The sequence below is a fragment of the Roseinatronobacter ekhonensis genome, from assembly GCF_900499075.1.
Taxonomy (GTDB): Bacteria; Pseudomonadota; Alphaproteobacteria; order Rhodobacterales; family Rhodobacteraceae; genus Roseinatronobacter; species Roseinatronobacter ekhonensis.
The window spans coordinates 1-9465 of the sequence record NZ_UIHC01000071.1 but is presented as its reverse complement, the minus strand read 5'-3'; the positions used below and the strand labels follow the sequence as shown (position 1 = coordinate 9465).

General features: G+C 59.4%; 8 protein-coding genes and 1 tRNA gene. 2 read left to right on the top strand and 7 right to left on the bottom strand.

Going from position 1 to position 9465, the window contains the following annotated elements:
- Positions 1-130 precede the first annotated feature (130 nt).
- The 6 genes from ROE7235_RS17610 to ROE7235_RS17585 all read right to left on the bottom strand — a co-directional run bounded on the left by ROE7235_RS17610 (position 131) and on the right by ROE7235_RS17585 (position 5431).
- Positions 131-925 (bottom strand): amino acid ABC transporter ATP-binding protein, encoded by a 795-nt coding sequence (locus ROE7235_RS17610; RefSeq protein WP_121096952.1) that lies wholly within the window; start codon positions 923-925, stop codon positions 131-133.
- A 12-nt stretch (positions 926-937) separates the two neighbouring features.
- Positions 938-2236 carry an amino acid ABC transporter permease gene (locus ROE7235_RS17605; RefSeq protein WP_121096950.1) on the bottom strand — a complete coding sequence of 433 codons (1299 nt, stop codon included), beginning with the start codon at positions 2234-2236 and terminating at the stop codon, positions 938-940.
- 1 nt (position 2237) lies between these two features.
- Positions 2238-3509 carry an amino acid ABC transporter permease gene (locus ROE7235_RS17600; protein ID WP_121096948.1) on the bottom strand — a complete coding sequence of 424 codons (1272 nt, stop codon included), beginning with the start codon at positions 3507-3509 and terminating at the stop codon, positions 2238-2240.
- Between the two features lie 111 nt (positions 3510-3620).
- Positions 3621-4640: an amino acid ABC transporter substrate-binding protein gene (locus ROE7235_RS17595; protein ID WP_121096946.1), complete on the bottom strand. Its 1020-nt coding sequence runs from the start codon at positions 4638-4640 to the stop codon at positions 3621-3623.
- Between the two features lie 297 nt (positions 4641-4937).
- Positions 4938-5011, bottom strand: a tRNA-Cys gene (locus ROE7235_RS17590).
- Between the two features lie 36 nt (positions 5012-5047).
- Positions 5048-5431 (bottom strand): histidine triad nucleotide-binding protein, encoded by a 384-nt coding sequence (locus ROE7235_RS17585; RefSeq protein WP_121096944.1) that lies wholly within the window; start codon positions 5429-5431, stop codon positions 5048-5050.
- A gap of 88 nt (positions 5432-5519) precedes the next feature.
- Between ROE7235_RS17585 and ROE7235_RS17580 the strand changes: the two genes are divergently transcribed.
- Entirely contained in the window at positions 5520-6341 is an 822-nt protein-coding gene (locus ROE7235_RS17580; protein WP_183073567.1) for a sulfotransferase family 2 domain-containing protein, read from the top strand.
- A 5-nt stretch (positions 6342-6346) separates the two neighbouring features.
- On the opposite strand, the gene ROE7235_RS17575 is transcribed toward ROE7235_RS17580, so the two are convergent.
- Positions 6347-8317, bottom strand: a complete 1971-nt coding sequence (locus ROE7235_RS17575) for a lytic transglycosylase domain-containing protein (RefSeq protein WP_121096940.1) — start codon at positions 8315-8317, stop codon at positions 6347-6349.
- Positions 8318-8463: 146 nt separating this feature from the next.
- Here ROE7235_RS17575 and dapA point away from each other — a divergent pair, with 146 nt between their 5' ends.
- Positions 8464-9342 (top strand): 4-hydroxy-tetrahydrodipicolinate synthase, encoded by an 879-nt coding sequence (gene dapA / locus ROE7235_RS17570; RefSeq protein WP_121096938.1) that lies wholly within the window; start codon positions 8464-8466, stop codon positions 9340-9342.
- Positions 9343-9465: the final 123 nt, after the last annotated feature.

Below are 9465 nucleotides of genomic sequence, written 5' to 3'. Positions count from 1 at the left end.
CAACGCGCTCTCGCAACGCAAGTGGATGTGGTTTGCCCATCTGTTATCTCCATATCTGCTCAAAGACATGGAATCATGGATCATGAAGTAAGGGAATCCTGAATCTGGTCAAACCGGACGCGCTCTAGGGTCAATGGCCCAGAATCTGGCTCAGGAACAGCTTGGTGCGCTCTGATTTCGGGTTGTTGAAGAACTCTTTGGGTTCATTCTGCTCCACGATCTGGCCTTGGTCCATGAACACAACACGGTTCGCAACCGCCTGTGCAAAGCCCATTTCATGAGTCACGCACAGCATGGTCATGCCCTCCTCTGCCAGACTGATCATTGTGTCGAGCACTTCCTTGATCATCTCAGGGTCAAGCGCCGAGGTCGGTTCATCGAACAGCATGATCCGCGGCTTCATGCACAGCGAACGTGCAATGGCCACGCGCTGCTGCTGCCCGCCCGACAGTTGGCCGGGGTATTTGTCCGCCTGTTCGGGGATCTTGACCTTCTCCAGAAAATGCATGGCGGTTTCCTCAGCTTCGCGCTTGGGAACCTTGCGCACCCAGATCGGCGCGAGGGTGCAGTTTTCCAGAATGGTCAGATGTGGGAACAGGTTGAAGTGCTGGAACACCATCCCGACCTCTGACCGGACCTTGTCGATATTCTTCAGATCGCCTGACAATTCGGTGCCATCGACAATGATCTGGCCCGCCTGATGTTCCTCTAGCCGGTTGATGCAGCGGATCAAGGTGGATTTGCCAGAGCCGGAGGGGCCGCAAATAACGATACGTTCCCCCCGATTCACCGTCATGTTGATGTCGCGCAAGACATGGAAACTGCCATACCATTTGTTCATGGCAGAAATCTGGATCGCGATCTCGTCGCTGATCTGCATCTTGCTGGTGTCGATATTACGCTCTGCGGCGGCAGCATCTGACATGGGTCGCGCTCCTTAACGGTGATCAGTTTTTAGCTTGCGCTCTAGGTATTGCGAGTAGCGCGACATGCTGAAACAGAAGATGAAGAACAGGGCGCCGATGAAAATGAACAGCTCCCAATAAATGCCGTTCCAGTTGGTATCGGCACGAATGGCGTTGGACAGCCCGATCGGGTCCAGAAGCCCGATGAACACGACCAGTGTGGTATCCTTGAACAACCCGATAAACGTGTTCACGATGCCGGGGATAGAGATTTTCAGTGCTTGCGGCATGATGATCAGGCGCTGCGCCTTCCAGTAATCCAGCCCCAATGCGTCGGCGGCCTCGTACTGGCCCTTGGGCAGTGCCGCCAGACCACCGCGAATGACCTCTGCCATGTAGGCGGTGGCGAACAGCGTAACCATGATGATCACGCGTAGGATAAGATCAAAACTCGTGCCCGGTGGCAGGAAATAGTTCAGCAGCAATGATGCGGTGAACAACAAGGTGATCAGCGGCACACCCCGGATGAATTCGATGAAAACTACGCAAACGCTTTTAACAAAGATCATCTCTGACCGCCGCCCTAGCGCCAGCAAGATGCCCAGGGGCAGTGACAGGGCAATGCCGGACACGCCGATCACCACGGACACCAGAAAGCCGCCGAAAGCGTCGGAGCGGACGAATTCCAAGCCGATTGGCAAAACCGATGTCATGGCCGCGTTGAACGGGCCGGCCAGCAGGAACCACCACGCCAAAGTGGCCGCGACAGCGCCCAGCGTGCTGATTAGCGACGACATGCGGTCGAGCAGTCGGAATGCAATATATCCAGCAACGAAGCCCAAAAGCACGGCAACCGGCAACCATATCGACCCGCCCCAGAGCAGGTGATACCCCACAAACGGGAACAGGGCCGAGAAGTACAACATTTTGCGCGGCAATTCAGCGAACAGGATCGGTGCCACGGCCACCAGCATCAGCACGAAGGCCAGAACCGGGCGCCAGTAGTATTCCGGCGGATAGAAGCCGAACATCAATTGGTGCCAGCGGTCCTTGATGACAGCGAAGCATGCGCCCGAGGTGCCATCGAGGATCTCGCGACATTCGCGCAATGACCCGGCATTCCAGACCGTGTTCATCAACCACGGGCCGATTTCGATGATGATGAACCAGACCGTGAGAATCGACAGCAGCGTCAGAACCGTGTTCAGCCAGCCGGAAAACAGATTCTCGCGCAGCCATTTGACAGCACCACGATCTTTCAGCGGCGGCTCTTGCTGCGGCAGCATGCTGTCGCGCACATAGCTGACGGTGTTGGAATGGGTATCACTCATTTTACCGTTCCTTCAGCATGATGCGGTTGTTGTAGATGTTCATCGCGCCGGAGATCGACAGACTGACGGCCAGATAGATCAGCATCATCAGCAACATCCCTTCCAGTTCGCGCCCGGTCTGGTTGATGGTGATACCGCCAAGCGTGGAGCGCAGATCCATATACCCCACCGCCAACCCCAACGATGTGTTCTTGGTGATGTTCAGATATTGCGAGATCAGCGGCGGAACGATCACGCGCAGCGCTTGCGGTAGAATGACCAACCGCATCGTCTTGCCCGGCTGCATACCCAGCGCGAAAGCGGCTTCGGACTGGCCGCGCGAAATCGCCAGAATGCCGGAGCGCACGATCTCTGCAACGAAAGCGCCGGTGTAGATGCCAAGACCCAACCACATCGCAATCAGCGAGTTGCGCAAATGCGTGCCATCGGCAAAATTGAACCCGCGCAATTCAGGATATTCCAGAAACGCGCCAAAGACGATGAACAGAACAAGCACCGGCCCCAGAAGGACGGCGAGGGATTTCCACCACGTTTTGGGGCGAATGCCGGTCGCGTTTTGGACTGCGGTTGCGTTCTTCAGGATCGCTTTATTGGCGTAGATGCCCGCGATCAGAACCGCAAAGACCAACAACCAGTTGATGGAAGGTGACACAACGCCAAGGTTGACCGTGCCCAGACTATTCGCGAACTGAATGGATGGAATATATACACCACGGTTGGTGACCGCGACGGACTCGTTCAGGAACATGGAGGCGGATGGATCATCCCCGCGAAACGCAGAGGGTGCGGGCATCGATTCCGTCATGATCGCGCCAAATATGATGATCCAGACCAAGGTTGGAATATTGCGGAACAACTCGACATAGACGGTCATAAGCCGTGCAACGATCCAGTTGTTGGACAGGCGCAGCACGCCTGCGATGACGCCGAGTATCGTCGCGAGAGCGCATGCCATGACAGCCAGGATCGCGGTATTCAGCAAACCTACAAGGGCCGCCCGACCGTGGGTCATCTGGCTATCATATTCGATAGGACGCTGGTTGATGTCATACCCCGCAGGTGCGGTGAGGAATGAGAAGCTGAAGTCCTTGCCGAGCGCCCGCAGGTTGTTGATGGTGTTGTCGACCAGCCAAGCAATGCCCAGCATCAATGCGAACAGGAAAATGATCTGGATCGTGATCGAGCGATATCGCTGATCGTATAGCAGCATGCTTAACCGAAACGCAGCTTTCGGCGCAGCGGTTGGCGTGCGGGCATCGCTGGTGCTGGACATAGACCTCTCCTGTCGCTGCAAGACGCAGCGCATCGCCGTTGGCGCTAAGGCATGATGTTGAGAACGAAAAGACCGCGCCCCGAATGTAGGGCGCGGTCGTGATTTGCGTTATTAGCGGAAGGGCGGTGCGTAAAGCAGGCCGCCTTGGGTCCACTGTGCATTCAGGCCACGGGCCAGACCGATCGGCGTTTGCTCACCAATGGTCGAGGCGAAGATCTCGCCGTAGTTGCCGCCTGCGGAAATCGCGCGCACGGCCCAGTCGCTTTCCAGACCGAACATTGCACCCAGTTCACCAGCGCTGCCCAACATACGGTTGATTTCCGGGTTGTCGGTGCCGGCTGCCAGTTCTTCGATATTGGCAGAGGTGACGCCCAGTTCTTCAGCCGCGATCAACGCGTTCAGCGTCCAGCGCACGATATCTGCCCACTGGTCATCGCCCTGACGCACTGCTGGTCCAAGCGGCTCTTTCGAGATGATCTCGGGCAGGATCGCGTGGTTGCCCGGCTCGGGGAACGATGCGCGCGTCGCGGCAAGGCCGGACGAATCCTTGGTGTACACGTCGCAGGCACCAGCCAGATACTGCTGCTGTGCTTCGGCGTTGGTTTCGATCGGAACCGGCTCATAGTCCATGCCGTTCACACGGAAAAAGTCCGCAAGGTTCAATTCCGTCGTGGTGCCGGTCTGGATGCAGACCGTCGCACCGCTCAGCTCCATTGCAGAGCTGACACCCAGCTCACGGTTCACCATGAAACCCTGACCGTCGTAGTAGTTTACACCGGCAAAGGTGAAGCCAAGGTCCACATCGCGCGAGAAGGTCCAGGTGGTGTTACGGGCCAGCATGTCGATCTCGCCCGATGCGAGTGCCGAGAAACGGGTCTGACCAGTCGTCGACACGAAGTTCACGGCCATCGGGTCGCCCAAAACAGCCGCGGCAACGGCGCGGCAAACTGCAACGTCGAAACCCTGCCAGACGCCATTTGCATCGGGAGCGGAGAAACCGGCCAGACCGGTGGACACGCCGCAGGACAGCTCACCGTTCGACTGAACCGTTTCCAAAGTAGATTGCGCGCTCGCGGCACCAGCCAAAAGCGCGGACGCGGCAAGAGTGCCGTAAAATACGGATGTTTTCATGTCTTCCTCTCTGTTGACGCCGCCTTGGCGGCGGTCTGCCCTTATGGGCGGTTAGCATCAGCGCAAGATTGCGCCTGTTGCCTCAATAACCTGCGACAAGCTGGGTCCAACGGTCAAGTCGTTAAACAGTCAGGGTGGCGCATTTCGCGACATTTGCCTGCAAAAGCGGCACGCGGCGGGCAAACCGCCGCGAAGACCGTGTCTTGACGCTGCGGCAACATCCTCAATACCACGGCGAATAACGCCGAAACCGCCCTGAACGGGCGGCAGATCGGGATGAAATGTCGGGAATGGAAGTGGAGGCGAGTACCGGAATCGAACCGGTGTACACGGATTTGCAATCCGCTGCGTAACCACTCCGCCAACTCGCCTCTGGAGGCTGGGATTAGGGGCTTGTCCGCCTGCCGTCAAGTCCGCTTCGCAGTCAGCGGACCGATATTCGCACCCGCCAGGATGTGCACATGCAGGTGAGGCACTTCCTGCATTCCGTCAGGTCCGGCATTGGAAATCAGCCTATAACCGGCCTGCGCTTCGGTCGGGCAAACCCCCAATTGTGCACAGACAGCGCCCACGAAGCGGGTGAAATCCACGATCTCGGCATCTGTCGCGGCCTTGGCGAAGTGGTCGTAGTTCACATACGCGCCCTTGGGAATGACAAGGACATGATGGGGCGCTTGCGGCGCGATATCGTGAAACGCAAGGCAATGCTCGGTCTCTGCCAGTTTTTTGCAGGGTATTTCGCCTCGCAATATCTTGGCGAAGATGTTCTGGTCGTCGTAGGAATAGGGCATGAAAACCTCGGGCAATGGCTGCTGCCCGCAAGATACGCTTTACAGCGCCCAGAGGAAAGGGACAGGAATGCAAAGGCCCGCTAGTGGCATGACGCGGCATCCGGCGCGCTTTGCGGGTGGCTGGGCCTGTCGCACTTGCGGGCTGGTCTATCGCGAAGTACCAAAGGCCGCGTGTTCAAGCTTGGGGCAGCTGATGCACCATGCCGATCATGGGCGCTTTTTCTCTGGCGACATTCACGATGCCACGGATAATGTCACGAAATGGCCCGACGCTACATTTCTGAAAGCGCTGGAGCGGCCCGACAGGATGGTATTTTCCGCGCTACGCAACCCTTACACACGGCTGTTGGCCTGCTTCTTCGACAAGGTCTGCACCCAACAACGGGATGGCACATATTACCGGGGCAACCTGCGCGACATTCTGAACCAGCATTACGGCGCGGATCTGGCACCAGGCGCCGACCCCCGCCCGGCCTTTCGTCGCTTCGTGCTGTTTGTGCGCGACACTCTGCGCGGCAAGGACCGCTTCTGGTACGATCGTCACTGGACGCCACAGGCGCAGCATTTGCGGTCTTTCACCGTCAATGGTGTGGCCTTCGACCATCTGTTCCATGTCGAGGATTTTACGCGCGGCGTAGCGCCGGTGCTGGCACGGGTGCCAGACGCGCACCGCCCTGCCCTGTTGCCCCGTTTCAACGTGGCCAAGCGTCCCGACCTGCCGATCACCGACTTTTTTGACGATCTGACGCTGCATCTGGTGTACGAGATTTACCGGTGGGATTTCGACGTGTTCGGCTACGACGCCTTTGCGCCCGACCACCAAGCCCCGACGCGCCCGCTCGATCTGGACGCAGTCAACCGGCGGCTGTCAGACCCGCACCCCCCGCATTGGGCCTGCCTTGGGGGGTAGCTTTCCTAGCGCCCGCGGATCAGCGCTTCTAGGTCTATGGGCTGAACGCTGCCCGCCAAACGGCTGCGGTAGACGATCTGCGATTCGGCCACGCGCATGATGTAATTGCGGGTCTCTGCGAAAGGCACGCTTTCGACCCATGTGACAAAATCAACATTCGGATCGCGCGGATCCCCGATCTCTTGGACCCAGCGGCGCGGACGGCCGGGACCGGCATTATAGCCCGCAGCGACCAACCCCAAGGACGGGCCGAATTCGTCGCGCAATTCCGCCAGATAGGCCGCACCAAGGCGCATGTTCGAGGCAGGATCACCGGTCAGGTCTGCCGGGTCGAAGGGCAGCCCCAACCTGCGCGCCATCATCTGCCCCGTGCCTGGCAATAGCTGCATCAGCCCCCGCGCATCGGCACGGCTGCGGGCGCGCGGGTCAAACTCGCTCTCGCGCCGGGTGATCGCCAACACCAGATCGTCCGGTGCCGCCAAACCGTCTCGACTCGCATCCGGAACAGGGAAATATGCGCGCGGCAGCACAATGCCATCCCGCACGGCGATCTTGGCCAGCTTCAGGGCGAAATTCGGCTCGCCCCATTCCAGCATCAGGTCGGTCAGCGCGCCAAGCTCCGCTTCGCTCTCCAACTGGCCAGCCAGATGCATCAGAACGCGGCGCGCTTCATACCAGTCGCCCGATGCGTATAACAGTTGCGCGGCGGCCAGCAGATCAGACTCGGCCAGCGCGGTTTCCTGCCAATGCGGATAGTCCGGCCCCGCCACCAAAGCCGGGTCGAATGACAGCCCGATCCGCTCTGCTGCAAGCTGGCCGTAATATGCGGTCTGGTGTTCTGCGGCGAATTCATAGGCAGCCTGCGCTGCAATCGCGTCACCTGCACGTTCATGGGCACGCCCTTCCCAAAAGCCGGCGCGGCCGAGCGAGATGGGGCTGGACACCCGCACGCGCAAAGCCCGGAAATGCTCTAACGCCTGTTGCGGAGCATCCAGATATTCCAGCGCAATAAACCCGGCCAGAAAGGCCAGATCGACAAAGGCAAGTCCGTCGTCCAACCCATGCGGCGTGGCCAGCGCGTAGGCTTTTGCATAATCGCCATCCGACATGGCACCGCGCACAAGCGCAATGCGGCGCGACCCCCATGCTTGGGCGCGGCCAAGCCCTTCGGGCGCGCGTGACTGCTCCAGCATCAAGTCTGCAGCGCTGTCGCGGCTGACCTGATCATAGCGAAAATCGAAGCGGTCATGCGCCAGACCGGGATCGTTGCTCAGGCCCTCTGGCACCGCAGCGACCAGCGCATCGACGCCGTTTTCGCGCGCTTGCAAGGCAATCCGCGCGCGCGCCAAGGCCATCTGTCCGGCATCCAGACGCGCCATGTTGCGCGCCGCAGCGCTTTGGGCGCCATCCCACAACAGCGCGTCAACACGCTCTGCGTGCAGCCCGCTCAAATCTGCCCCGAAAGCCGCCAGCAACCGGTTTTCATCACCCTCCGTCAACGGCGCATTCTGCCACAGCTCACGCGCCAATGTTGCGGCGCGCTCGGGCTCGGTTTCGCGCAAGGCGAAGGCCAGCGTCAGTTTGCCTGCATCCGTCAGCGGTGTGCGAACCGCAAAGAACTGACGCGTGCGCGCGGGGTCGTCACTTGTCAGCAGTGCTTCGGCATCGCGTTGCAGACGGTCGGCCAGTGGCCAATGACCGCGCGCGTCCAGAAACCGTTCATACTCCGCAAGCGTGCCCGTGCCGCCCCGCAGCAAGTGCCAGTCTACCAAGGCAAGTGCGACTGGTGACAATGCTGCACCGATTTCACGCGCGGTGGCGCTGTCGCCCGCATCTGCCGCGTCCAGAGCAGCTCCCAGCAGGCCTTCGGCGCGGGACGGTGGCGCTGTATCTTGTGCCGACGCAGAGGGCATCCATAGCCCTAACGCCCCTGTAAAACAGGCGACAAGCCAGACATTCGCGCTGCGCTTCTGCATAGGGAACCCTCTTTTGACCTTGAAAACCACGCCCTTTCGTTCTAACCGCCACAAACCTTGCGACAACACACATTCGCGCAATCAGCGTGCGATCGCGCTTGAAACAGGCCACACAATCAGGCCGCGCAACTATTGAGGAGAGGCACATGCAGATCAGAGGCTCCATCCCGGCTTTGGTCACACCTCTCAAAGATGACGCGCTTGATCTGGATGCACTACACGCGTTGATCGAATGGCAGATCGCAGAAGGCTCGCACGGGCTTGTGCCGGTTGGCACAACGGGTGAAAGCCCCACGCTAAGCCACGACGAACATAAGCGCGTGATCGAAGAGGTCGTCCAGGCGACGGCGGGCCGTGTGCCGGTTATCGCGGGCGCGGGCTCCAACAACACAAAAGAAGCAATCGGCTTTTTGCGCCATGCCGAAAAAGTTGGCGCAGATGCGGCACTGGTCGTGACGCCCTATTACAACAAGCCGACGCAAGACGGACTTGTTGCGCATTTTACCGCGTTGCATGATGCCTGCGACCTGCCGATCATCATCTACAACATACCCGGTCGCTCCGTGGTCGATATGATGCCCGACACCATGGCGCGGCTGGCGGAACTGCCCCGCATCGTCGGGGTCAAAGACGCCACTGGCAAACTGGAACGTGTCAGCCTGCAACGCATGGCCTGCGGTCCCGATTTCATTCAGCTTTCGGGCGAAGACGCGACCGCGCCGGGCTTCAACGCTCAAGGTGGAATCGGGTGTATTTCGGTTACAGCCAATGTCGCGCCCCGGCTTTGCGCCGAGTTTCAGGACGCAACACTGGCCGGCGATTACAGCCGTGCGCTGGAGTTGCACGACCGACTGATGCCCCTTCACGTCGCGATCTTTGCCGAACCCGGCCTTGTTGGGGCAAAATACGGGCTGTCGCGTTTGGGCAAATGCCGCGAAGAGGTGCGTATGCCGCTTCTGGGCCTGACACAGACTGCAAAGGCGCGCATGGATGCCGCGATGCGCCATGCCGGACTACTCAATTAGAGCGCGTCTGGTTCAATCAGTTTCATATCCAGCGGCCTTGAAGAAGTTGTAGCATTCGTCAGGGGTGAACAGGTTACAAACATGACCGACCGCCTTCCATAATTCGTCATATGTCCGTGCAGC

Bases quoted from the DNA above. Each gene is read 5' to 3' on its own strand.
- ROE7235_RS17610 (WP_121096952.1), bottom strand. From the start codon at position 925: ATGTCAGATGCTGCCGCCGCAGAGCGTAATATCGACACCAGCAAGATG.
- ROE7235_RS17605 (WP_121096950.1), bottom strand. From the start codon at position 2,236: ATGAGTGATACCCATTCCAACACCGTCAGCTATGTGCGCGACAGCATG.
- ROE7235_RS17600 (WP_121096948.1), bottom strand. From the start codon at position 3,509: ATGTCCAGCACCAGCGATGCCCGCACGCCAACCGCTGCGCCGAAAGCT.
- ROE7235_RS17595 (WP_121096946.1), bottom strand. From the start codon at position 4,640: ATGAAAACATCCGTATTTTACGGCACTCTTGCCGCGTCCGCGCTTTTG.
- ROE7235_RS17585 (WP_121096944.1), bottom strand. From the start codon at position 5,431: ATGCCCTATTCCTACGACGACCAGAACATCTTCGCCAAGATATTGCGA.
- ROE7235_RS17580 (WP_183073567.1), top strand. From the start codon at position 5,520: ATGACGCGGCATCCGGCGCGCTTTGCGGGTGGCTGGGCCTGTCGCACT.
- ROE7235_RS17575 (WP_121096940.1), bottom strand. From the start codon at position 8,317: ATGCAGAAGCGCAGCGCGAATGTCTGGCTTGTCGCCTGTTTTACAGGG.
- dapA (WP_121096938.1), top strand. From the start codon at position 8,464: ATGCAGATCAGAGGCTCCATCCCGGCTTTGGTCACACCTCTCAAAGAT.